The sequence below is a fragment of the Streptomyces sp. NPDC041200 genome (genome assembly GCF_055591805.1).
Genome location: NZ_JBVIZF010000028.1, coordinates 22,453 through 49,435 on the forward strand (window position 1 = coordinate 22,453; position 26,983 = coordinate 49,435).

A 26,983-nucleotide genomic window follows, 5' to 3' on the forward strand; every position below is an offset into this window, starting at 1 on the left:
TCGTCGGCCACGGTCACTTCAGGAGATCCCGAATTCTTTGCCGAGGAAGTCGATGAGGTCGTCGTCCGTGGCGGACTCGATCTCACCGGCGATGTCGGCGCCGTCTTCCGGTCCTCGGTCGTCATTCCATTGCGCGAGCAGCGCCTGCAGGCGTGCGGTGATCCTGCTCCGGTCCGCATCGTCCGGGGCGGCCCCGGCCAGGGACCTCTCGAGCCCGTCGAGTTCGGCGAACAGGGAGGTGACCCCCGTCGCGTCGTCCGGCAGGATCTCGCCCCGCAGGTACTGGACCAGTGCGTTCGGTGTGGGGTAGTCGAAGACCAGCGTCGCGGGGAGCCGGACCCCGGTGGTCGCGTTCAGTCGGTTGCGCAGCTCGACCGCGGTGAGCGAGTCGAAGCCGACCTCGCTGAACGAGCGGGTCGGATCGACCGTTTCCGGGCCCGGGTAGCCGAGTACGGCCGCCACCTGGGTGCAGACCAGGTCCAGCACCGCTTCGTCCCGCTCGGGCTCGGACAGCCCGGCGAGCCGTGCGCGCAGGGCGTCGGCGCCGCCGGTGGCCGTGGCCGCCGCGGACTCCGCCGCCCGGCGGGCGGGGGCCGTCCGGACCAGGCCGCGGAAGAGGGGTGGCAGCATGCCGACGCCCGCTTGGGCGCGGAGGGCCGCCATGTCCAGGGGCATCGGGACGAGGAGCGGCTCGTTCTGCCCGTACGTGGCATCGAACAGCGCCAGGCCGTTGTCCGCCGTGAGGACGCCGATGCCGCCGCGGCGGATGCGGGCGATCTCGGTCTCGTCCAGCTCACCGCCCATGCCTCCGGCTACCGACCACAGGCCCCAGGCGAGGGAGGTGGCGGGCAGGCCGCTTGCTGTGCGGTGCTGGGCGAGGGCGTCGAGGAAGGCGTTCGCCGCCGCGTAGTTGCCCTGTCCGGCGCCGCCGAAGACGCCTGCGGCGGAGCTGAACAGGATGAACGCGGCCAGGTCCGCGTCCTGGGTCAGCTCGTGGAGGTTCCAGGCGGCGTCTGCCTTCGGGCGCAGGACGCCGGTCAGGCGCTCGGGGGTGAGGGACGCGATCACGCCGTCGTCCAGCACGCCCGCCGTGTGGATCACGGCGGTCAGGGGGTGGGCGGTGGGGATCGCCGACAGGGCTTCCGACAGGGCGGTGCGGTCTGCTACGTCGCAGGCCGACCAGTGCACGGTGGCGCCCAGTGCCGTTAGCTCGGCGGTCAGTTCTTGCGCGCCCGGGGCCTGGTCGCCTCGGCGGCTCACCAGGAGGAGGTGGCGTACGCCCCGCTCGGCCACCAGGTGGCGCGCGAAGAGGGTGCCCAGCGTGCCGGACGCGCCGGTCAGCAGGACCGTGCCCTCGGGGTTCCACTCGGGGGCTTCGTCTTCCGCCGCCGGGGTGGTGCGGGCCAGGCGCGGGGCCCGGATCTCGCCGTTGCGGATGGCCAGCTGGGGTTCATCGGTTGCGACGGCCGTCGCCAGTGTTTTCAGCGAGGTGTCGTGGTCCTCGGTGTCGACCAGGACGACGCGGTCCGGGTTCTCCGCCTGGGCGGAGCGGACCAGGCCGCGGACGGCGGCGTGGGCCAGGTCGGTGGCGGTGGTGAGGACGACCAGGCGGGAGTCCGCGAAGCGGTCGTCGGCCAGCCACGTTTGGAGGAGGGCGAGGGCTTGGGTGGTGGCGTCGTGGGCGGCTTGAGCGGGGCTTTCCCCCACCCCGCCCCTTCCCGAAACCTGGGGCAAGCCCCAGGACCCCGGACGCCCTTCGGGCGTGTCCTCAATCGCCGGACGGGCTGGAGTTGCCGCACCCGGGCTTTCAAGTGCCGCACCGTTCGGGGCGTGGCGTGCCGCACCGTTCGGGGCGTGGCGTGCCGCGCCGTCCGAAGCCAGGGGGACGGTGGGTGCCAGGGACACCACTACGTGGTCCGGCAGCGGTGTGCCGGAATCGACGGCCTTACCCAAGGCCTCCAGGTCCGGGTACGTGGTCAGGCCCAGGGCGTCGGTGCCCAGCGCTGCCCAGTGGTCCGGGGACGGCTCCGTGGGCTGGGTCGGGATCGGGGTCCAGTCCAGGTGGAACAGGGCTTCCGACGTGGCACTCTGGCGGGTCGCGCCCAGTTGGGCCGGGGTCACCGTGCGGAGCGCCAGGCCCTCTACGGTCGCCACCGGGGCGCCCGTCGCGTCCGCCAGCTGGAGCGTCACGGTGCCCGTCGTGGTGCCCGCCAGGCGGACCCGTAGCGCGGAGGCACCGATGGCGTGCAGGGAGACGCCGGTCCAGGCGAACGGCAGGCGGCCCTCGCCGCCGTTTCCTTCGGCGGCGGCCAGGCCGAGGGCGTGCAGGGCCGCGTCCAGCAGGGCCGGGTGGAGGCCGAAGGTCTTGGCGTCGGCCTCGGTGCCCTCCGGGAGCCGGACCTCGGCGAACACCTCGTCGTCGCGCCGCCAGGCCGCTTCGAGGCCCTGGAAGACCGGGCCGTAGGCGAAGCCTGAATCGGCCAGGCCGTCGTAGAGGCCGTCGACGGCGATCTGCTCGGCGTCGGCGGGGGGCCATGCGGTCAGGTCGAACGCGGCCGCCTCCGCGTCGGCCGTCAGGGCACCGGTCGCGTGGCGCAGCCACGGCTCGTCGGACGGGGCGTCCTCGGCGCGGGAGTGCATCGTCAGGGCGCGTCGGCCCGTGGTGTCGGGGGCCGCGAGCGACAGGCGGAGCTGGACGGCGCCCCGTTCGGGCACGATCAGCGGTGCTTCCAGGGTGAGTTCGTCCAGCCGGTCGCAGCCCGCGTGTTCCCCGGCGCGCAGCGCGAGTTCCACGAACGCGGTGCCGGGCAGCAGCACCGTGCCCATCACGGCGTGGTCGGCCAGCCACGGCTGGGTCTGGAGGGAGAGCCGTCCGGTGAAGGCGAAACCGTCCGCGTCGGGCAGCTCCACGGCGGCGCCGAGCAGCGGGTGGCCCGCCGCGTGCAGGCCGATCGCGGTGGCGTCGCCGCCGGAGGGGCCGATGTCGAGCCAGAAGCGGCGGCGCTGGAACGCGTACGTCGGCAGCTCCACCCGGTGCGCGCCGTACGGGGCGTACAGCGCCTCGAAGTCCACGGCGGCGCCCCGCACATGGGCCTGGCCGAGGGCGGTGAGCAGCGTCTCGGGCTCCGGGCGGCCGCCGCGCAGCGTGGCGGCGAAGGCGTGGGTTCCGTCCGTGACGCAGTCCTGCGCCATGGCGGTGAGCACGCCCTCGGGGCCCAGCTCTACGTACGTGGTGACGCCCTGGGCCTCAAGGGTGCGGATGCCGTCGAGGAAGCGGACCGCCTCGCGGACGTGGCGTACCCAGAAGCCCGGGTAGGTCATGTCGTCGGCGGAGACGACGTCACCGGTGAGGTTGGAGACGATCGGAATGCGGGGCGCCTCATACGTCAGCCCGTCCGCGACCTGGCTGAACGCGTCCAGCATGCCGTCCATGTGCGGCGAGTGGAACGCGTGGCTCACGGTGAGCCGCTTGGTCTTGCGGCCCTGCGCCTCGAAGTCCGCCGCGATCTCCAGAGCCGCGTCCTCGTCGCCCGCGACCACGACCGCGGTCGGGCCGTTGACGGCTGCGAGGCTCACCCGCTTGCCCAGGTGCGGCGTCACCTCGTCCTCGGACGCCTGGATGGCGATCATCGCGCCGCCGGGGGGCAGTTGCTGCATCAGACGGCCGCGCGCGGCCACCAACCGGCACGCGTCCGCGAGGGAGAACACACCCGCCACATGGGCGGCTGCCAGCTCGCCGATCGAGTGGCCGGACAGGACATCGGGCTTCACGCCCCACGCCTCCACCAGGCGGAACAGGGCCACCTCGATGGCGAACAGCGCGGGCTGGGTGTAGGCCGTCTGGTCCAGGGTCTCGGTGTCCTCACCGAAGAGAACGTCACGCAGCGGCTGGTCCAGGTGCTGGTCCAGCTCATCGCATACGGCGTCCAGCGCCTCCGCGAACACCGGGTACGCCTCGTACAGCTCGCGGCCCATGCCCAGCCGCTGGCTGCCCTGGCCCGTGAACAGGAACGCCACCTTGCCCTCCGACACCGTGTCCGCCACGAGCCCGGGCGCGGTGCGCCCCTCGGCCAGGGCGTCCAGCGCGGCCAGGAATCCGTCCCGGTCCCGGGCGACCAGCGCCGCCCGGTGGTCGAAGCTGGCGCGGCCGGTGGCCAGGGAGTGGCCGAGGTCGGTGAGAGCGGCCTCGGGGTGGTCCGCCACGTGCGTGCGGAGCCGGGCGCTCTGGGCGCGCAGCGCCTCCGGGGACTTGGCGGAGAGCACCCACGGCAGCGCCGCCGCACCGTCCTCGGCACCGGACGCCGCAAGCGGCTCCGGCTCGGGGGCCTGCTCGATGATGGCGTGGGCGTTGGTGCCGCTCATGCCGAAGGAGGAGATGCCCGCGCGGCGCGGGTGACCGGTCTCCGGCCACTCCCTCGCCTCGGCGAGCAGCGACACCGCGCCCGCCTCCCAGTCGACGTGCGGCGACGGCTCGTCGATGTGCAGCGACCGCGGAAGCACACCGTGCCGCATCGCCAGCACCATCTTGATGATGCCCGCGACACCGGCGGCGGCCTGCGTGTGGCCGAAGTTGGACTTGATGGAGCCGAGCCACAGCGGCTGGTCCGCGTCCCGGTCACGGCCGTACGTGGCCAGCAGCGCCTGCGCCTCGATCGGGTCGCCGAGCGTGGTGCCCGTGCCGTGCGCCTCGACCGCGTCCACCTCGGCGGGGGACAGACCCGCGTTCGCCAGCGCCTGGCGGATGACCCGCTGCTGGGACGGGCCGTTCGGCGCCGTCAGACCGTTGGACGCGCCGTCCTGGTTGACCGCCGTACCACGCACCACGGCCAGCACCTGGTGGCCGTTCTTCCGCGCGTCCGACAGCCGCTCCACGAGCACCATGCCGACGCCCTCGCCCCAGGCCGTGCCGTCGGCCGCCGCCGCGAACGGCTTGCAGCGGCCGTCGGTGGCCAGGCCGCGCTGGCGACTGAACTCGGTGAAGACGGCGGGCGTGGTGATGATGGTGACACCGCCCGCGAGCGCCAGCGTGCATTCGCCGTTGCGCAGCGCCTGCGCCGCCAGGTGCAGCGCCACCAGCGACGACGAGCACGCCGTGTCGACGGTGACGGCCGGGCCCTCGAAGCCGAAGGTGTACGACACCCGGCCGGAGGCGATGCTGCTGGAGCCGCCGGTGCCGAGGTAGCCCTCGACGCCCTCGGGTACGGTGCTCAGCCGCGACACATAGTCGTTGTGCATCTGGCCGACGAAGACGCCGACCTCCTTGCCGCGCAGCGTGCCCGGGTCGATGCCCGCCCGCTCGAACGACTCCCACGACGTCTCCAGCAGCAGCCGCTGCTGGGGGTCCATCGCCATGGCCTCACGCGGGTTGATGCCGAAGAACTCGGGGTCGAAGTCGGCGGCGTCGTACGTGAATCCGCCTTCGCGGGCGTACGAGGTGCCGGGCCGGTCCGGGTCCGGGTCGTAGAACGCCTCGATGTCCCAGCCCCGGTCGTCCGGCAGCCGGGAGATGCCGTCGCGGCCCTCGGCCAGCAGCTCCCACAGGTCCTCGGGGGTGCGGACGTCGCCGGGGAAGCGGCAGCTCATGGCGACGATGGCGATCGGGTCGTCCTCGTCGGTGTCCTTGGCCGTGGCCCGTGCCTGGGCCTGCGCCGGGACGGCGGCCGCCGCCTCGGAGCCGAGGAGTTCGTCGCGCAGGTACGCGGCGAGCGCGGTCGGCGTCGGGTAGTCGAAGACGAGCGTGGCGGGCATGCGCAGCCCGGCGGCGCCACCGAGGCGGTTGCGGAACTCCACCGCCGTCAGCGAGTCGAAGCCGAGGTCCTTGAAGGCCCGGCTCGCCTCCACCGCGTCCGGCGAGTCATGGCCGAGCACCACGGCCACCTGGCTGCGCACCAGGTCGAGCAGCATCTGATCGCGCTCGGCCGCGTCCAGCCGGACCAGCCGCTCCACCAGCGGGGCACCGTCCCCCGCCGCGCCCGACTCGGCGGTGCGGCGGGTCGTACCGCCGCGCACCAGGCCGCGCAGCAGCGGCGGCACCGCCGCGACGGGCGCGCCCGTGAGCGACGCCAGGTCGAGCTGCATGGGCACCAGGAACGCGTCGCCCGTCTCCTGGGCGGCGTCGAACAGCGCCAGGCCCTCGTCCGAGGACAGGCCCAGTACGCCGGACCGGCTCATCCGGGACTTGTCGGTGGCCTCCAGCTCGCCGGTCATGCCGCTGGCCTCGGCCCACAGGCCCCAGGCCAGCGAGGTGGCGGGCAGGCCCTGGGCATGGCGGTGGCGGGCCAGCGCGTCCAGGAACGAGTTGGCCGCCGCGTAGTTGGCCTGGCCGGGGCCGCCGAACGTACCGGCCGCCGAGGAGAACAGCACGAACGCGGCCAGGTCCAGGCCGGCTGTCAGCTCGTGCAGGTTCAGCGCCGCGTCCACCTTGGGCCGCAGCACCTTCTCCAGCCGCTCGGCCGTCAGGGAGCCGATCACCCCGTCGTCCAGCACACCGGCCGTGTGCACGACGGCGGTCAGCGGACGGTCGGCGGGGATGGCGGCGAGGACGGTGGCGAGCTGGTCGCGGTCGGCCGCGTCGCAGGCGGCGATGGTGACCTCGGCGCCCAACGCGCGCAACTCGGCGGCGAGTTCGGCCGCTCCCGCCGCCTGCTCACCGCGTCGGCTGGTGAGCAGCAGGTGCCGGGCGCCGCGCTCGGTCACCGCGTGCCGGGCGACCAGGCCGCCCAGGGTACCGGTGCCACCGGTGATCAGCACCGTGCCGTCCGGGTTCCACGTGGCGGGCACGGTGAGGACGACCTTGCCGATGTGCCGAGCCTGGCTGAGGTAGCGGAACGCGTCCGGGGCCTGCCGCAGATCCCACGCGGTGATCGGCAGCGGCCGCAACGCGCCCCGCTCGAACAGCTCCAGCAGTTCGCACAGCATGGCCTGGATGCGGTCCAGGCCCGCCTCGGTCAGGTCGAACGCCTGGTAGGAGACGCCCGGGTAGGCGGCCGCGACGTCCTCGGGCGCCCGGACGTCCGTCTTGCCCATCTCGACGAACCGGCCGCCGCGCGGCAGCAGCCGCAGCGACGCGTCCACGAACTCCCGGGCCAGCGAGTCCAGTACGACATCCACGCCACGGCCACCGCTGACCTCGCGGAACGTCTCCTCGAAGGCCAGATCACGGGAGGAGGCGATGCGGTCGTCGGCCAGCCCGAGGCCGCGCAGCGTGTCCCACTTGCCGGGGCTGGCGGTCGCGTAGACGTCCACGCCCCAGTGGCGGGCCAGCTGCACGGCGGCCATGCCGACACCACCGGCGGCGGCGTGGACGAGCAGCGATTCGCCGCCGCGCAGGTCCGCCAGGTCGCGCAGCGCGTAGTACGCCGTCATGAAGACGATCGGCACGGACGCGGCCTGGGCGTACGACCAGCCCTGGGGCATCGGCGCCACCATGCGGCGGTCCACGACCACCAGCGGCCCGAACCCGCCGGGCAGCATGCCCATCACCGGGTCGCCGGGCGCCAGGTCGGTGACACCGGGGCCGGTTTCGAGGACGACACCGGCGCCCTCACTGCCCATCAGGCCCGCGTCGCCCGGGTACATGCCGAGCGCGTTCAGCACATCGCGGAAGTTCACACCGGCGGCCCGCACGGCGACCCGCACCTGCCCGGCCTCCAGCGGCGCGGCGGCCTCCGGAGTCGGCAGCAGCGTCAGGTTCTCCAGCGTGCCCTTGTCCTCGATGTCGAGCCGCCACGCCTGCTCACCGGCGGGCGGCACCATGGGCCCGTCGGCGGCGATGCGCGCCAGCCGGGGCGCGTGGACGGCGCCACGGCGCAGCACGAACTGCGGCTCGCCGGAGGTCAGGGCGGTGCCCAGCGCGGCGCCCAGCGCCTCGTACGAGGCGTCGGTGCCGTCGAGGTCCACCAGCACCAGCCGGTCCGGGTTCTCCGACTGCGCGGAGCGCACCAGACCCCACACCGGGGCGTGCGCCAGGTCGTACGTCCCCGCGTCACCGGCGGTGGCCACCGCGCCCCGGGTCACCAGCACCAGCCGGGACGCGGCGAACCGCTCGTCGGCCAGCCACTCCCGTACGAGGGCCAGCGCGTCCTGGGTGGCGGTGTGCACCGCGCCGGTCACGTCGTCGCCGTCGGCGCGCGGGTCGAGGCAGGCGAGGACGAAGTCGGGCAGGTCCCCGGCCTCGCCCAGCGCGGCCAGATCGGCGTGGACCGCCGCACCGGACGTCAGCGCGCCGGGCGCGCCAGCGCCCAGCACCGCCCACCGCGCATTGCCTTGCGGGGCGTCGGTGGCCATGGGCACGGTGGCCCAGTCCAGCCGGTACAGCGAGTCGTGGTACGTGGCCGACCGGGCGCCCGCGAGCTGACCGGCCGCGACCGGACGCAGCGCCAGCTGCTCCACGGACGCCACCGGGGCGCCGGTGCCATCGGCCAGCTCCAGCGACACCGCGTCCGTCCCGGCCGGGGTCAGCCGCACCCGGAGCGCACCGGCGCCCACCGCGTGCAGCGACACCCCGCCCCAGGAGAACGGCAGCCTGCCCTGCTCATCGCCATCGGGACGCGCGAACGTGCTGTGCAGCGCGGCGTCCAGCAGCGCCGGGTGCAGCCCGAAGGCCTTGGCGTCGCCCTCGGCGTCCTCGGGCAGCCGGACCTCGGCGAACACCTCGTCGCCGCGCAGCCACGCCGCCTCAAGGCCCTGGAACACCGGGCCATACGCGAAACCGCCCTGCGCCAGGTGCTCGTAGAGCCCGTCGATCTCGACGGGCTCGGCGCCCGGCGGCGGCCATGCCGTCAGATCGAACGACGGCTGCGGGGCGCCCGCCACCAGCACACCGCTGGCGTGCCGGATCCAGGGCACCTCGGCGGGCGCGTCCTGGGCCCGCGAGTACAGCTCCAGCGTGCGGTGTCCGGCGGCCTGCGGGGCCCCGACCATGATCTGCAGCTGTACCGCGCCGCGCTCGGGGAGGATCAGCGGCGCCTCGATGGTCAGCTCGTCCAGCCGGTCGCAGCCCACCTGGTCACCGGCGCGGATCGCCAGCTCGACGAAGGCGGTGCCGGGCAGCAGGACCGTGCCCATCACGGCGTGGTCGGCCAGCCACGGGTGGCTTTCGAGGGAGAGCCTGCCCGTGAGCAGGAAGCCATCGGAGTCGGCCAGCGGCACGGCCGCGCCCAGCAGCGGGTGGTCGGCCCGGCCCAGGCCCGCCGACTCCACGTCGCCGACGAAGCCCGCCGGGTTCGTCAGCCAGAAGCGGCGGTGCTGGAAGGCGTACGTGGGCAGGTCGACACGGGCCGCGCCCGTACCCGCGTAGTACGCGGCCCAGTCCGGCGCCACACCACGGACGTGCAGCCGGGCGAGGGCGGCGGTGACGGTGTCGGCCTCGGGGCGGTCCTTGCGGCATGTGGCGGCGAAGGTGGCGTCGCCGTCGGTGAGGCAGTCCTGCGCCATGGCGGACAGCACACCGTCGGGGCCGAGTTCGAGGTAGGTGGTGACGCCCTGGGCCTCCAGGGTGCGGATGCCATCGAGGAAGCGGACGGCTTCCCGGACGTGGCGCACCCAGAAGTCGGGCGTCATGATCTCGTCGGCGGAGACGACGCTACCGGTGAGGTTGGAGACGATCGGGATGCGCGGGGACTCGTACGACAGGCCCTCGGCCACCTCGCGGAACGCGTCCAGCATCCCGTCCATGCGCGGCGAGTGGAACGCGTGGCTGACGGTGAGCCGCTTGGTCTTACGACCCCGCTCCTCGAAGCCCGCCGCGATCTCCAGCGCCGCGTCCTCGTCGCCCGCGATGACCACGGACATCGGCCCGTTGAGGGCGGCGATCGAGACCCGCTCGGTGAGGAGCGGCGCCACCTCGTCCTCCGACGCCTGAATGGCGATCATCGCGCCACCGGCCGGAAGTTCCTGCATCAGACGGCCACGGGCGGCCACCAACCGGCAGGCGTCCGCGAGGGAGAGCACACCCGCCACATGTGCGGCGGCGATCTCACCGATGGAGTGGCCGGACAGGAAGTCCGCCCGCAGACCCCACGCCTCGACGAGACGGAACAGCGCCACCTCGAGGGCGAACAGCGCGGGCTGGGTGTAGCCGGTCTGATCCAGCGCGTCGGCATCGTCGCCGAACAGGACCGTCTTCAGCGGCTGTTCGAGGTGCGCGTCCAGCGCGTCGCACACCGCGTCCAGCGCCTCCGCGAACACCGGGTACGCCTCGTACAGCTCACGGCCCATGCCCAGCCGCTGGCTGCCCTGGCCCGTGAACAGGAACGCGACCTTGCCGCCCTCGGTCACCGAGCCCTCGATCAGCCCCGCGACGGACTCGCCGCGCGCCAGCGCCTCCAGGCCCGCGACCAGCGCGGCGCGGTCGTCACCGACCACCACCGCGCGGTGGTCCAGCGCGGCGCGCGTGGTGGCGAGGGAGTAGCCGAGGTCGGTGAGCGGCAGGTCAGGCCGCTCCTCCAGGTGGGCGAGCAGCCGTACGGCCTGGCCGCGCAGCGCGTCGGCGGACTTGGCCGAAAGGGCCCAGGGCAGCACCCCGGCCGCGCGCGGCGTGGCATCCGTCGTGGCCCGGGGCTCCGCCTCCGGGGCCTGCTCGATGATGGCGTGGGCGTTGGTGCCGCTGACGCCGAAGGAGGAGATGCCCGCGCGGCGCGGGTGTCCGGTCTCCGGCCACTCCCTCGCCTCGGCGAGCAGCGAGACGGCCCCCGCCTCCCAGTCGACGTGCGGCGACGGCTCGTCGATGTGCAGCGACCGCGGCAGCACACCGTGGCGCATCGCCTGCACCATCTTGATGATGCCCGCGACACCGGCGGCGGCCTGCGTGTGGCCGATGTTCGACTTGATGGAGCCGAGGTACAGCGGCTGGTCCGCGTCCCGGTCACGGCCGTACGTGGCCAGCAGCGCCTGCGCCTCGACCGGGTCGCCCAGCGTGGTCCCCGTACCGTGCGCCTCGACCACGTCCACGTCCCCGGCCGACAGCCCCGCACCGGCCAGGGCCGCGCGGATGACCCGCTGCTGGGACGGGCCGTTGGGCGCCGTCAGACCGTTGGACGCGCCGTCCTGGTTGACCGCCGTACCGCGCACCACGGCCAGCACCTGGTGGCCGTTCTTCCGCGCGTCCGACAGCCGCTCCACGAGCAGCATGCCGACGCCCTCGGCCCAGCCCGTGCCGTCCGCGTCGGCGGCGAAGGACTTGCAGCGGCCGCTCGCCGACAGGCCGCCCTGGCGGCTGAAGTCGATGAAGGTGTCCGGGGTGGACATGACGGTGACACCGCCCGCGAGCGCCATGGTGCACTCGCCGCTGCGCAGCGCCTGCGCGGCCAGGTGCAGCGCCACCAGCGACGACGAGCACGCCGTGTCGATGGTGACGGCCGGGCCCTCAAGACCGAAGGTGTACGCGACGCGGCCGGAGGCGACACTGCCCGCCGTACCGGTCCCGAGGTAGCCCTCGAGCCCCTCGGGCAGGGCGGTCAGCCGGGAGAGGTAGTCGTGGTACATGACGCCGGTGAAGACACCGGTCCGGCTGCCGCGCACGGCCGCCGGGTCGATGCCCGCGCGCTCGAACGCCTCCCACGAGGACTCCAGCAGCAGCCGCTGGTGGGGGTCCATGGCGAGGGCTTCGCGCGGGTTGATGCCGAAGAAGTCCGGGTCGAACTCGCCCGCCTCGTAGAGGAATCCGCCCTCGATGGTGGCGCTGGTGCCCGTCTGCCCCTGGTCGTCACCGAGCAGCCCGTCCAGCTGCCAGCCACGGTCGGTGGGGAAGCCGGAGATGGCGTCGGTGGCGCCCATGACGAGCTGCCACAGCTCCTCCGGGCTGCTGACCCCGCCCGGGTAGCGGCAGCTCATGCCGACGATGGCGATCGGCTCGTCGTCGGCGACGGCGGTGGCCGCCGCCGGGGTCGCGGCGCCCTCGTCGGCCTGGTCGCCGAGGATTTCGGTGCGCAGGAAACCGGCGAGCGAGGAGGGCGTCGGGTAGTCGAAGACGAGCGTGGCGGGGAGCCGTACGCCCGTCACCGTGCCGAGGCGGTTGCGCAGCTCGACGGCGGTGAGCGAGTCGAAGCCCAGCTCCTTGAAGGCGCGGCCCGCGCCGACCGCCTCCGGGCCCGCGTAGCCGAGGACGGCGGCGACCTGGCCTGAGACGACCTCCAGCAGCAGCCGGTCGCGCTCGGGGACGGACAGCGCGAGGAGCCGTTCGGCGAGCCCGCCGGGGGCCGTGGCGCCCGACTCGGCGGTGCGGCGGGCCGTACCGCCGCGCACCAGACCGCGCAGCAGCGCCGGGACCATGGTGGCCTCGGCGTGGCGCAGCGACGCCAGGTCCAGGTGCATGGGGACGAGCGCGGGGTCGCCGACGGCGAGCGCGGTGTCCAGCAGGGCCAGGCCCTCGTCGGAGGAGAGGGCGGCGACTCCGGCGCGGGTGATGCGCTGGATGTCGGCGTCGTCCAGGTCGCCGGTCATGCCGCTGCGCTCGGCCCACAGGCCCCAGGCGAGGGCGGTCGCGGGCAAGCCCTGGGCACGGCGGCGCTGGGCGAGGGCGTCCACGAAGGCGTTGGCGGCCGCGTAGTTGGCCTGTCCGGGGCCGCCGAGCGTTCCGGCGGCGGCGGAGAACAGGACGAACGCGGACAGGTCGAGATCGCGGGTCAGCTCGTGCAGGTTCAGCGCCGCGTCCACCTTGGGCGGCAGGACGCGGTCGACGCGCTCGGCGGTGAGCGAGCCGATGACACCGTCGTCGAGGACGCCCGCCGTGTGCACGACGGCGGTCAGCGGACGGTCGGCCGGGACGGTGGCCAGCACCTCGGCCAGCGCGTCGCGGTCGGCCACGTCGCAGGCGACGAGGGTGACATCGGCGCCGGACGCGCGCAGTTCGGCGACGAGGTCGGCGGCGCCGTGCGCTTCGGCGCCGCGACGGCTGAGCAGCAGCAGGTTGCGTACGCCGTGCTCGGCGACCAGGTGGCGGGCGACCAGGCCGCCCAGGGTGCCGGTGGCGCCGGTGACCAGGGCGGTGCCCTCGGGGTCGAGGGCGGGGGCGGTGTGGGCGGCGTCGGAGGCCACCTTCGCCAGGCGCGGTACGACGACGGCCCCGGCGCGGACCGCGAGCTGCGGCTCGCCGGTGGCGAGGGCAGGCGCGAGGGCGCGGTACGAGGCGTCGCCGCCGTCGATGTCGACGAGGGTGAAGCGGTCCGGGTTCTCGGACTGCGCGGAGCGCAGCAGCCCCCACAACGGGGCGCCCGCAAGGTCCTCGGTGTCGGCGTCCGCGGCGGTGGCGACGGCGCCACGGGTGGCGATGACCAGCCGGGAGCCCTCGAAGCGGTCGTCGGCGAGCCAGCGTTGGACGAGGTCCAGCGCGCGGTGCAGGGCGTCGCGTACCCCGTCCTGGACAGAAAGGTCCGCTGCGGCCGGGAAGAACGGCGCGACGACGGCCTGCGGCACCGGTGCGCCGCCGGTCACGGCCTCGCCGAGCGCGGCCAGGTCGGCGTAGCCCACGGCGGTGGGCAGCGCGGCGGCCAAGGCGGGAGTGGCGTCGCCCAGCAGCGCCCACTGCCCGGCCACGACGCTGGTGGCGGACGGCACCGGGGCGGGGGTCCACTCGACGCGGAACAGCGCGTCGTAGAAGGCGCCGCGCGCGGACGTCACCTGCTCGGGCGAGACCGGGCGCAGCAACAGCGCGTCGACCGAGGCGACGGGCGCGCCGCTCTCGTCGGTGACCAGGACGGCCACGGTGTCCTGACCCGCGGGCGACAGCCGGACGCGCAGCGCGGAGGCGCCGACGGCGTGCAGCCGGACGCCGCTCCAGGAGAACGGGAGGCGGCCGTGTTCGGTGTCCTCCAGCAGGGAGCCGATGCCGACGGCGTGCAGGGCCGCGTCCAGCAGCGCCGGGTGCAGCCCGAACAGGTCGGCCTCGGCGCGGGCGCCATCGGGGAGGCGGACGTCGGCGTACACGTGGTCGCCGTGCTGCCAGGCGGACTTGAGGCCCTGGAACACCGGGCCGTAGGCGAATCCGCTTGTCGTGAGCCAGTCGTACAGCCCGTCGACGGGGACCTCGGTGGCACCGGCCGGTGGCCAGGTGGTGAGGGTTTCGTCGGGGGTCGTGGCGCCGGTGGCGAGCACACCGGTGGCGTGGCGGGTCCACTCGCCCTCGCCCCAGCTGCCGTCGGCGGCCTCTTCGAGCCGCGAGTGCAGGGTCAGCGAGCGGCGGCCGGACGCGTCCGGCGCGCCCACGGACACCTGGACCTGCACGCCGCCCTGCGGGGGCAGCACGAGCGGCGCCTCAAGGGTCAGCTCGTCCAGGACGTCGGCGCCGACGTGGTCACCGGCGCGGATGGCCAGCTCCACGAAGGCGGTACCGGGCAGCAGCACGGTGTCCATGACGGCGTGATCGGCGAGCCACGGGTGGGTCTGGAGGGAGAGCCTGCCGGTGAACAGGAACCCGGCGGCGTCGGCGAGCGAGACGGCCGCGCCGAGCAGTGGGTGGTCGGCCGAGCCGAGCCCGGCGGCGGTGACATCGCCGGTCCAGGGCCCGGCGGGCTCGGGCCAGTACAGCTCGCGCTGGAAGGCGTACGTGGGCAGCTCGACGCGGCGGGCGCCGGAGCCCGCGAACACGGCGGCCCAGTCGACGGCCACGCCGTGCACATGGGCGCGGGCGAGCGCGTCGGTCAGGGCGGTGGCCTCGGGGCGGTCGCCGCGCAAGACGGGTACGAAGGCGGCGCCCTCAGCGGTGACGCAGTCCTGCGCCATGGCGGTGAGCACCCCGTCGGGGCCCAGCTCCACGAAGGTGGCGACGCCGTACTCTTCGAGCCCGCGGATGCCATCGGTGAAGCGGACCGCCTGCCGGACGTGCCGGACCCAGTAGTCGGGCGAGCAGATCTCGTCGGCGGACACGGAGGCGCCGGTCAGGTTGGAGATGACGGGGATGACCGGCGGGGCGTACGTGACGCCCTGCGCGACCTCGCGGAACGCCTCCAGCATGCCGTCCATGTGCGGCGAGTGGAACGCGTGGCTGACGGTGAGCCGCTTGGTCTTGCGGCCCTTCTCCGCGAAGACATCGGCGATCCGCTGAGCTGCGTCCTCGTCACCGGCGATCACGATCGACGTGGGACCGTTGAGCGCGGCGATGGAGACCCGCCCGGTGAGCAGCGGCGTCACCTCGTCCTCGGACGCCTGGACGGCGATCATCGCGCCGCCGCCCGGCAGCTCCTGCATCAGACGGCCGCGCGCGGCCACCAACCGGCAGGCGTCCGGGAGCGACAGCACGCCCGCCACATGGGCGGCGGCCAGCTCGCCGATGGAGTGGCCGACGAGGAAGTCGGGCTTCACGCCCCACGTTTCGAGCAGCCGGAACAGCGCCACTTCGAGGGCGAACAAGGCGGGCTGGGTGTAGCCGGTGCGGTCCAGCAGAGTGCTGTCCTCACCGAACATGACGTCGCGCAGGGGCAGTTCGAGGTGGCCGTCGAGTTCGGCGCACACCTCGTCCAGCGCCGTGGCGAAGGCCGGGACGGCCGCGTACAGCTCGCGGCCCATCCCCAGCCGCTGGCTGCCCTGCCCGGTGAACAGGAACGCGACCTTGCCCTCGCTGACCTCGCCCTGGACGAGCCCGCCCGCCGGGCTGTCCTCGGCGAGCGCGGCCAGCCCGCGCAGCAGGTCGTCCCGGCCGCCGTCGCCCGCGAGGACCACGGCCCGGTGGTCCAGCGCGGCGCGGGTGGTGGCCAGGGAGTGGGCGAGGTCGACCAGGCCGAGGCCCGGGGCGTCCCGCACATGGGCGGCGAGCCGCGCGGCCTGGGCGCGCAGCGCCTCCGCGCTCTGCCCGGACACCAGCAGCGGCAACGGCCCGCCGAGCCCGGTCCACTCACCCTCGGTGGTCTCCGTCTGGCGGTCCTCGGCGGGCGCCTGCTCGATGACGGTGTGGGCGTTCGTACCGCTCACGCCGAACGAGGAGATGCCCGCGCGGCGCGGCTGTCCGGTCTCCGGCCACGGGGTGTTCTCGGTGAGCAGGGACACCGCGCCCGCCGACCAGTCGACGTCCCCGGAGGGCGCGTCGACGTGCAGCGTCCTGGGCAGCACACCGTGCTCGATGGCCTTGACCATCTTGATGATTCCGGCGACACCGGCCGCGGCCTGGGTGTGCCCGAAGTTGGACTTGACGGAGCCGAGCCACAGCGGGCGGCCCTCGGCCCGGTTCTGCCCGTACGTGGCGAGCAGCGCCTGCGCCTCGATGGGGTCGCCGAGCGACGTACCGGTGCCGTGCGCCTCGACGGCGTCGACCTGGGCCGGGGTGAGGCGGCCGTCGGTGAGCGCCTGGCGGATGACGCGCTGCTGGGACGGCCCGTTCGGCGCCGTCAGACCGTTGGACGCGCCGTCCTGGTTGATGGCGGATCCCCGCACGAGGGCGAGCACCCGGTGGCCGTTCTTCCGGGCGTCCGACAGCCGCTCGACGAGCAGCATGCCGACGCCCTCGCCCCAGCCGGTGCCGTCCGCGCCGTCCGCGAACGCCTTGCAGCGGCCATCGGGGGCCAGGCCCCGCTGACGGCTGAAGTTGATGAACGCGCGCGGGCTGTTCATGACCGTGACACCACCGGTCAGCGCCATCGAGCACTCACCGTTGCGCAGCGACTGCACGGCCAGGTGCAGCGCCACCAGCGACGCCGAGCAGGCCGTGTCGACGGTGAGCGCCGGGCCCTCCAGCCCGAAGGTGTAGGAGACGCGGCCGGAGATGACGCTCGCCGCGTTGCCGGTCAGCAGGTACTGCTCGACGCCCTGCGGCGCCGTGTGCATCAGCTCCGGGTAGTCCTGGCCGTTGGTGCCGATGAAGACACCGGCCTTGCTGCCGCGCAGCGTGGCCGGGTCGATCCCGGCCCGCTCGAACGCCTCCCAGGAGGTCTCCAGCAGCAGCCGCTGCTGGGGGTCCATGCCGAGGGTTTCGCGCGGGCTGATCCCGAAGAACCCGGCGTCGAACTCGCCGGCGCCCTCCAGGAATCCGCCCTTGTCGGTGTAGCTGGTGCCCTGCTGGTCGGGGTCGGCGTCGAAGAGCGACGAGACGTCCCAGCCCCGGTCCGTGGGGAAGTCCGTGATGGCGTCGCCGCCACCGGACACGAGCTGCCACAGCTCCTCCGGAGACGTGACGCCTCCGGGGAACCGGCAGCTCATGCCGACGATCGCGATCGGCTCAGGCTCCTGCGACTCGACCTCGCGAAGACGCTGCCGCGTCTGGTGCAGATCGGCAGTTACCCGCTTGAGGTAGTCGAGGATCTTGTCCTGATCCGCCATTGGAGTCTCACCCATGCTTCTCGTCACAAACCTTGCGCCCGCGAACCTTCAGGTCCTCAGATTCCGAGTTCCTTCTCGATGAAGTCGAAGACCTCATCCTGCGTCGCCTGTTGCAGCTTCTCCGTCACGGTGCCGGCGCCGCCGTCGGCCGTCTCGGTACCGGCCGTACGGGGCTCCGCCCACTTCGCCGCGAGGTCCCGCAGCCGGGCCGCGATGTCGTCCCGCGCCTCGCTCTCCGGGTCGAGGACGGACAGGGCCGACTCCAGCGCGTCCAGCTCCGCGAGCCCGGGCGCGGCCGCCGCCCCGCCGTCGCCGACGAGTTCGCCGCAGAGGAACTCGGCGAGCACCGCCGGGGTCGGATAGTCGAAGACCAGCGTGGCGGGCAGCTTCTGCCCGGTGGCGACGCCCAGCCGGTTGCGCAGCTCCAGCGCGATCAGCGAGTCGAAGCCCAGCTCCTTGAACGCCCGCCCCGCGCCGACCTCGTCGGTCGTCGGGTGGCCGAGCGCCGCGGCCGCGTTGGCGCGGACGACGTCCAGCACCACCAGGGACTGTTCGGCCCGGGAGATCCCGGCCAGCCGCTGCCGCAGCGCGTCCGCCGGGGAACCGTCCGAGGACGCGGCCACCGCCGGGACGCCGCCCGGGCCGCCGGTCTCGCGCAGCCGCCGCACCTCCGGCAGGTCGCCGATGAGCGGGCTGGGTCGGACCGCCGTGTAGCCCTGGGCGAAGCGTTCCCACTGGATGTCGGCGACGGCCACGGCCGTGTCGTCGTGGTCCAGCGCCTGCCGCAGCGCCGCGATGGCCGCGTGCGGGTCCATCGCCGGGACACCGCCGCGGTCCAGCCGCTCGCCGATGGCGCCACCGGCGGCGAGGCCCGTCTCACCCCAGCGGCCCCAGGCCACGGAGGTGGCGGGCAGGCCGTCCGCGCGGCGCTGCTCGGCCAGTGCGTCGAGGTACGCGTTGGCCGCCGCGTAGTTGCCCTGCCCGGCGTCGCCGAGGGTGCCCGCGACGCCGGAGAACAGCACGAACGCGGACAGCTCCAGGCCCCGGGTCAGCTCGTGCAGATGGCGCGCCGCGTCGGCCTTCGGGCCGAGGACGGTCGCGAACCGCTGGGGGTCGAGCGCGTCGAGTACGCCGTCGTCGAGCACACCCGCGGCGTGCATCACGGCGGTCAGCGGCTGGTCGGCCGGGATCGCCGCGAGCAGCGCCTCGACCGCCTTGCGGTCGGCCACATCGCACGCCGCGACGGTCACCCGGGCGCCGAGCGCGGTCAGTTCGTCGCGCAGTTCGGCGGCGCCGGGGGCCTCCGGGCCACGGCGGCTGGTGAGCACCAGGTGCTCGGCGCCGCTACGGGCCAGCCAGCGCGCCACATGGGCGCCCACTGCCCCCGTACCGCCGGTGACCAGCGTGGTTCCGGTGGGCTTCCAGGACCGTACGGCGGGCGCCCCGGCCAGCGGGGAGCGGGCGAGCCTGCGGGCGAACACGCCCGCCGCGCGCACCGCGAGCTGGTCTTCGCCCTCGGCCCCGGCGAGCACCCCGGCGAGCCGGGACAGCGCCCGCTCGTCGGCGGCCCCGGGCAGGTCGACCAGACCGCCCCAGCGCTGCGGGTACTCCAGCGCGGCGGTCCGGCCGAGCCCCCAGACGAGCGCCTGCTCGGGGGATTCCGTGCGGTCCGTACCGCTGACGGACACCGCGCCACGGGTGGCGCACCACAGCGGCGCCTCCACCCCGGCGTCGCCCAGCGCCTGGATCAGCGCGGTGGTGCCGGTCAGCCCGGCGCCGACACCGTCCGTGCCGGGCGCGGTCCGCTCGTCGAAGGCGAGCAGCGACAGCACACCGGAGACGGTTCCGGCGTCGGCCAGTTCCTCGCGCACCAGACGGGTCAGCGACCCGCGGTCGGATGCCACGGCGGACGGTGTGATCTGCCGTACGTCGGCGCCGCGTTCGGCGAGCGTACGGACCGCGCCGAGCGTCCAGTCGTCGGTGACGGCGGACTCGGGCACGGCCAGCAGCCACGTCCCGGACAGCCGTGGGGCTTGGCGCTCGGACTGGGCCTTCCACGTCACGCGGTAGCGCCAGCCGTCCACGGTGGACTGCTCGCGCGCCCGCTTGCGCCACGAGGCGAGGGCGGGCAGGACGGCGCCGAGCGAGGACCGCTCGGTGTCGTCGTCGCAGGCGAGGGTGTCGGCCAGCGACTCCAGGTCCTCGCGCTCGACGGCCTCCCAGAAGCGGGCGTCGACGGCGTCGGACGATGATGCCGGGGCGTCATCCGCCACGGCGTCGGCGGCCCGCGGCCAGAGGTGCTGGTGCTGGAAGGCGTACGTGGGCAGCTCGACGCGCTCCGCGCCGGTGCCGTCGAACACCGCGTCCCAGTCGACGTCGACACCGCGTGTCCACGCCTCACCGAGGGAGGCCCAGAAGCGGTCGAGACCGCCTTCGTCGCGGCGCAGCGAACCGATCGCCGCAGCCTCGCGGCCCGCGTCCTCGGCGGTCTCCTGCACACCCATGGCCAGCACCGGGTGGGCGCTGGACTCGATGAACACGCTCATGCCCTCGTCGAGCAGGCGGCGGATGGCGCTCTCCAGCTCGACGGTGCGGCGGAGGTTGGTGAACCAGTACTCGGCGTCCAGCTCGGAACCGTCGGCCCACTCGCCCGTCACGGTGGACAGGAAGGGGGTGTGGGCCGTCTGCGGCTGTACGGGGGCGAGCAGTTCCAGCAGCTCGTCGCGCAACAGCTCCACCTGCGCGGAGTGCGACGCGTAGTCCACCGGCACCCGGCGCGCCCGGACCTCGTCCGCCTCGCACGAGGCGACCAGCTCGTCCAGAGCGGTCGGCTCACCGGAGACGACCACGGCCGAAGGCCCGTTGACGGCCGCCACCGAGATGCGCTCCTCGCCCCACGGCGCGATGCGCTCCCGTACGTCCGCCACCGGCAGCGCCACCGACACCATGCCGCCCTGGCCCGCCAGCACCCGGCCAATGGCCTGGCTGCGCAGCGCCACCACACGCGCCGCGTCCTTGAGGGACAGGATTCCCGCCACGCACGCGGCCGCGATCTCACCCTGCGAGTGGCCCACCACCGCGGACGGCCGCACACCCAGCGAACGCCACAGCTCCGCCAGGGACACCATCACCGAGAACAGCACCGGCTGAACGACGTCCACCCGCTCCAGTGACGGCGCTTCCTCCGCTCCTCGCAGCACATCCACCAACGACCAGTCGGTGAATTCAGCGAGCGCGGCGGCACACTCATCAATACGGGCAGCGAACACCGGTGAAGCATCCAACAGCCCCACGGCCATGCCTACCCATTGTGACCCCTGTCCTGGGAACACGAATGCGGCCTTGCCCCCGATTGAGGCCCCCTGCACCAGGTTGGGGAGGACCTGCCCCCTAGCAAGGGCGTCCAAACCGCGAGCAAAGTCATCCCGGTCCGAGCCCACCAGCACCGCGCGCCGGTCGAAGGCGGTACGGGTGGTGGCCAGCGAGTGTCCGACGTCGGCCGGACGCGGACCCGGGCCGGCGCCGAGGTGGGCGTCGAGGTGGGCCAGCAGCTTGGCGGCCTGCGCGCGCAAACCCGCCTCGCTCTTGCCCGAGAGCACCCACGGCAGCACACCACCGGTCTCCGGGGTGTCCCGCTGTGCGTCCGGCTCCTCGACGGGGGCCTGCTCCAGGATGGCGTGGGCGTTGGTGCCGCTGAAGCCGAACGAGGATACGGCGGCGCGGCGCGGGCGGCCGGTCTCCGGCCACGGCCGGGCCTCGGTCAGCAGCTCGATGTCGCCCGCCGACCAGTCCACGTGCGGGGTCGGTTCGGCGATGTGCAGCGACTCCGGCAGGACGCCGTGCCGCATGGCGAGCACCGTCTTCATCACGCCCGCGACACCGGCCGCCGCCTGGGCGTGGCCGATGTTGGACTTGATGGAGCCGAGCCACAGCGGCTGACCCTCGGGCCGGTCCTGGCCGTAGGTGGCCAGCAGCGCCTGCGCCTCGATCGGATCGCCCAGCGACGTCCCCGTACCGTGCGCCTCGACGACGTCGACCTCGCCGGTGCCCAGGCGGGCGTTGGCGAGCGCCTGCCGGATGACGCGCTGCTGGGACGGGCCGTTCGGCGCCGTCAGACCGTTGCTCGCACCGTCCTGGTTGATGGCGGAGCCGCGGACGACCGCGAGCACCGGGTGGCCGTTCTTCCGCGCGTCCGACAGCCGCTCCACGAGCAGCATGCCGACGCCCTCGGCCGGGCTGAAGCCGTCGGCGTCCGACGAGAACACCTTGGAGCGGCCGTCGGAGGACAGTCCGCGCTGGCGGCTGAACTCGATGAACGTGCCGGGGGTGGCCATGACCGTCACACCGCCCGCGAGCGCCAGCGAGCATTCGCCGCCCCGCAGCGCCTGCACGGCGAGGTGCAGCGCCACCAGCGACGCCGAGCAGGCGGTGTCGACGGTGACGGCGGGCCCTTCCAGGCCGAAGGTGTACGAGAGGCGGCCGGAGACGACGCTGGCGGCGCTGCCGGTGGCGAGGTGGCCCTCGTAGCCCTCGGTGGTGTCGCGCATGAGGATCGAATAGTCGGAGCCGTTGGTGCCGACGAAGACGCCGGACTGGCTGCCGCGCAGCGTGGCCGGGTCGATGCCGGCGCGCTCGAACGCCTCCCACGAGGTCTCCAGCAGCAGCCGCTGCTGCGGGTCCATCGCCATGGCCTCACGCGGCGAGATCCCGAAGAACGCGGGGTCGAACTCGGCGGCCCCGGTGAGGAATCCGCCCTCGCGGGTGTAGCTGGTGCCCTGGGCGTCCGGGTCCGGGTTGTAGAGGGCGTCGATGTCCCAGCCACGGTCGCCGGGGAACTCCGACAGCGCGTCGCCACCGGAGTCGAGCAGCTGCCACAGCTCCTCCGGGGTGCGGACACCGCCCGGGAAGCGGCAGCTCATGGCGACGATGGCGATGGGCTCGTCGTCGGCGGACCCCGCCGCGACCGGCCGCGTGGCCACCTCCGCCCGCTGCCCGCCGGACAGCTCGGTGCGCAGATGGCGCGCGAGCACCGTGGGGGTCGGGTAGTCGAAGATCAGGGTCGGGGGCAGCTTGAGCCCGCTGGCGGCGCCGAGGCGGTTGCGGAGTTCGACGGCGGTCAGCGAGTCGAAGCCCAGGTCCTTGAAGGCCCGGCCCGGCTCGACGTCGTCGGGTCCCGCGTAGCCCAGCACGGCCGCGACGGCGGTCCGCACCAGCTCCAGCACCAGCCGCTCCTGCTCGGCCTCCGATGCTCCCGCGAGCTGCCGCGTCAGCGCGGCGCTGTCGGCGCCCTCCGCCTCGGCGTCGGCGCCCATGTCCGCGATGACGTCCCGCGCCTCGGGCAGGTCGTGCAGCAGCGGACGGGAGCGGCCGGAGGTGAAGGCGAGGACGAAACGCTTCCACTCCATGTCGGCGACGGTCAGCACCGACTCGTCGCGGTCCAGGGCGTGCTGGAGCGCGGTGACGGCCGCGCCGGGCGCCATTTCGATGACGCCGTGGCGGCGCATCCGGTCGCCGACGCCGCCCTCGGCCATGCCGCCCTCGCCCCACGGGCCCCAGGCCAGCGAGGTGGCGGGCAGGCCCTGGGCGCGCCGCCACTCGGCGAAGGCGTCGAGGAACGCGTTGCCCGGCGCGTAGTTGCCCTGGCCGGGCGCGCCGAAGGTGGCCGCGAAGGACGAGAACAGCACGAACGCGGACAGGTCGAGGTCGCGGGTCAGCTCGTGCAGATGCCGGGTGGCGTCGACCTTCACCTTCAGCACCCGGTCGATCTGCTCCGGGGTCAGCCCCTCGATCACCCCGTCGTCCAGCACGGCGGCCGTGTGCACGACGGCGGTCAGCGGACGGTCGGCGGGGACGGTGGCCAGCGTCTCGGCCAGCGCGTCGCGGTCGGCCACATCGCACGCGGCGATGGTGACCTGGGCGCCGAGCGCGGTGAGTTCGTCGCGCAGCTCGGCGGCGCCGGGAGCGTCCGGGCCACGGCGGCTGGTGAGCACCAGGTGCTCGGCGCCACTGCGGGCCAGCCAGCGCGCCACATGGGCGCCGAGCGCGCCCGTACCGCCGGTGACCAGGGTGGTTCCGGCGGGCTTCCAGGTGCGTACGGCGGGAGTGCCGCTCAGCGGGGCCCGCACCAGGCGGCGTACGAGGAGCCCGGCAGCGCGGATCGCCACCTGATCCTCGCCCTCTGCCCCCGCGAGCGCGGTGACCAGCCGGGACAGCGCCCGCTCGTCGGCCGTAGCGGGCAGGTCGACCAGACCGCCCCAGCGCTCGCCGTGCTCCAGCGCGGCCACCCGGCCCAGGCCCCAGATCAGCGCCTGCTCGGGCGCGTCCAGCGCATCGGCCCGGCCGACGGACACCGCGCCACGGGTGGCGGACCACAGCGGCGCGCCGATCTCCGCGTCGCCCAGCGCCTGCACCAGCGCGAACTGCGCCGCCACCCCGGCCGGGACGGAGCCGTGGCGCGGATGCGGACGGCCGTCCAGCGCCAGCAGCGACAGCACACCGGCGAACGGGATGCCCTCGGTGTCGGCGAGCGCGGTGCGCAGCCGCTCGGTCAGCCGCTCACGGCCCTCGGTGCCGGGGTCCACCACGATCTGCCGTACGTCGGCGCCGCGTTCGGCGAGCGTACGGACCACGCCGGTCGCCCACGCGCCCTCGGCGGCGGACTCCGGCACCACCAGCAGCCACGCCCCGGACAGCCGCGCGGGCTGCCCATCGGCGAGCGGCTTCCACGTCACGCGGTAGCGCCAGCCGTCCACGGTGGACTGCTCGCGGGCCTGCTTGCGCCACGCGGCGAGAGCGGGCAGCAGCGCGCTGACCTGCTCGTCGCCGTCGACGGCCAGCTCGGCGGCCAGCGCCTGCCAGTCCTCGCGGTCGACGGCGTCCCAGAAGCGGGCCTCGACGGGGTCGGCGGCGGTGGCGGCAGCGGGCGTCGTACCCGACTCAAGCCAGTAGTTCTGGTGTTGGAAGGCGTACGTGGGCAACTCGACGCGCTCGGCGCCCGTACCGTCGAACACCGCCTGCCAGTCGACCCGCACGCCACGGGTCCACGCCTCGCCGAGGGAGGTCCAGAAGCGGTCCAGACCGCCTTCGTCGCGGCGCAGCGACCCGATCGCCGCCGCGTCCATCCCGGCGTCCTCGGCGGTCTCCTGCACACCCATGGCCAGCACCGGATGCGCGCTGGACTCGATGAAGGCCCCGAAGCCCTCGTCGAGCAGCCGCCGGACCGCGCCCTCCAGCTCGACCGTCCGGCGCAAGTTGGTGAACCAGTACGCGGCGTCCAGCTCCGGACCCTCGACCCACTCCCCCGTCACCGTCGACAAGAACGGCACCTGGGCCGTCTTGGGCTGGACGGGAGCCAGCAACTCCAGCAGCTCATCGCGCAACAACTCCACCTGCGCGGAGTGCGACGCGTAATCCACCGGCACCCGACGCGCCCGGACCTCATCCACCTCACACGACGCCAGCAGCTCATCCAGCGCGGCCGGCTCACCCGAAACCACCACCGCCGACGGCCCATTCACGGCCGCCACCGAAATGCGCTCCTCGCCCCACGGCGCGATCCGCTCCCGCACCTCCGACACCGGAAGCGCCACCGACACCATGCCGCCCCGACCCGCCAGCACCCGGCCAATCGCCTGACTGCGCAGCGCCACCACACGCGCCGCGTCCTTCAGCGACAGAATCCCCGCCACACACGCCGCCGCGATCTCACCCTGCGAATGACCCACCACGGCGGACGGCTCGACACCGAACGAACGCCACAACTCCGCCAGCGACACCATCACCGCGAACAGCACCGGCTGCACCACATCGACGCGCTCCAGCGACGGCGCACCCTCCGCACCCCGCAACACATCCACCAACGACCAGTCGGTGAACTCCGCCAGAGCCGCCGCGCACTCCTCGATCCGCGCCGCGAAGACCGGCGAGGCCTCCATCAGCCCCACCGCCATGCCCACCCACTGCGAGCCCTGTCCCGGGAACACGAACGCCGTCCGACCGCCGACGACGGACCCCTGCGCCACGCCCGACGCCATGCCACCACCGGCCAGCGCGCCCAGCCCGGCGAGCAGTTCGTCGCGGTCGCGGCCGCGCACCACCGCGCGGTGGTCCAGCTGTGCGCGCGTCGTGGCCAGCGACAGGCCCACGTCCAGCGGGCGCGGCGCGGGCTCGGCCTCCAGGTGGGTCAGCAGCCGCTCGGCCTGCGCGCGCAACGCCGCCGCGCTCTTGCCGGACACCACCCACGGCACCACATCCAGCCGCTGCGACGGGGGTTCCTCGGCGACCTCCTCCGCGCCCTCCTCGTCGGCGGGGGCCTGCTCGATGATGGTGTGCGCGTTGGTGCCGCTGAAGCCGAACGAGGACACGGCGGCGCGGCGCGGACGGTCGGTCTCCGGCCACGGTGTGGTCTCGCTGAGCAGCGACACCGCGCCCGCCGACCAGTCGACGTGCGGGGTGGGCTCGTCGAGGTGGAGGGTCTTGGGCAGGACGCCGTGGCGGATGGCCATGACCATCTTGATGATTCCGGCGACACCGGCCGCGGCCTGGGTGTGGCCGATGTTGGACTTGATGGAGCCGAGCAGCAGCGGCTGCCCCTCGGGGCGGTCCTGGCCGTAGGTGGCGAGCAGCGCCTGCGCCTCGATGGGGTCGCCCAGCGTCGTACCGGTGCCGTGCGCCTCGACCACGTCGACATCGGCCGCGGCGAGGCGGCCGTTGGTGAGCGCCTGGTGGATGACGCGCTGCTGGGAGGGGCCGTTGGGCGCCGTCAGACCGTTCGACGCGCCGTCCTGGTTGACGGCCGAGCCGCGCACGATGGCGAGCACCGGGTGGCCGTTGCGGCGCGCGTCGGACAGCCGCTCCACGAGCAGCATGCCGACGCCCTCGCCCCAGCCGGTGCCATCAGCGGCGGCGGCGAACGGCTTGCAGCGGCCGTCGGCGGCGAGTCCGCGCTGACGGCTGAACTCGGTGAACGTGGCAGGCGTGGCCATCACGGTCACACCGCCCGCGAGCGCCAGCGAGCATTCGCCGTTGCGCAGCGCCTGCACCGCCATGTGCAGCGTGACCAGCGACGACGAACACGCCGTGTCGACGGTGACCGCCGGGCCCTCCAGGCCGAAGGTGTACGACACCCGGCCGGACGCGATGCTGCCGGAGCTTCCGGTGCCGAGGAAGCCTTCGACGCCCTCGGGGATGGCGTCGAGCCGCGAGGTGTAGTCGTGGTACATGACGCCCGCGAACACGCCGGTGCGGCTGCCGCGCAGCCCGGTCGGGTCGAGGCCCGCGCGCTCGAACGCCTCCCACGACGACTCCAGCAGCAGCCGCTGCTGCGGGTCCATCGCCAGGGCCTCACGCGGCGAGATACCGAAGAGCGTGGGGTCGAAGCCGCCCGCGTCGTAGAGGAAGCCGCCCTCGCTCACATAGCTGGCGCCCGCCTGGTCGGGGTCGGCGTCGTACAGCGACTCGACGTCCCAGCCGCGGTCCGTGGGGAAGCCGGAGATGGCGTCCTCGCCGCCCGCGACGAGCCGCCACAGCTCCTCGGGGGTGCGTACGCCGCCCGGGTAGCGGCAGCTCATCGCGACGATCGCGATGGGCTCCTGGTGGCGCTCCTCGACCTCGCGCAGCTGGCGGCGGGCCTGACGCAGGTCGGCGGTGGCCCGCTTGAGGTAGTCGCGGAGCTTGTCCTCGTTATTCACCATTGCGTCGGCTCCTTGCGAAGGGGGAGGTGGTGCTCATGAGTTCCAGA

The 26,983-nt window shown here is 74.1% G+C and carries 2 protein-coding genes; both read right to left on the reverse strand.

All coding sequences use genetic code 11. The features are described from left to right. Window positions 1–18: 18 nt before the first annotated feature. Window positions 19–17,244 (reverse strand): SDR family NAD(P)-dependent oxidoreductase, encoded by a 17,226-nt coding sequence (locus ACZ6CL_RS34605; RefSeq protein ID WP_468943302.1) that lies wholly within the window; start codon window positions 17,242–17,244, stop codon window positions 19–21. A 56-nt stretch (window positions 17,245–17,300) separates the two neighbouring features. Next, entirely contained in the window at window positions 17,301–26,933 is a 9,633-nt protein-coding gene (locus tag ACZ6CL_RS34610; RefSeq protein WP_468943311.1) for a type I polyketide synthase, read from the reverse strand. Between the last annotated feature and the right edge of the window lie 50 nt (window positions 26,934–26,983).

What these genes read in the sequence shown, in the direction of transcription:
- ACZ6CL_RS34605 (WP_468943302.1), bottom strand. Translation starts at nt 17,244, where the DNA reads ATGGCGGATCAGGACAAGATCCTCGACTACCTCAAGCGGGTAACTGCC.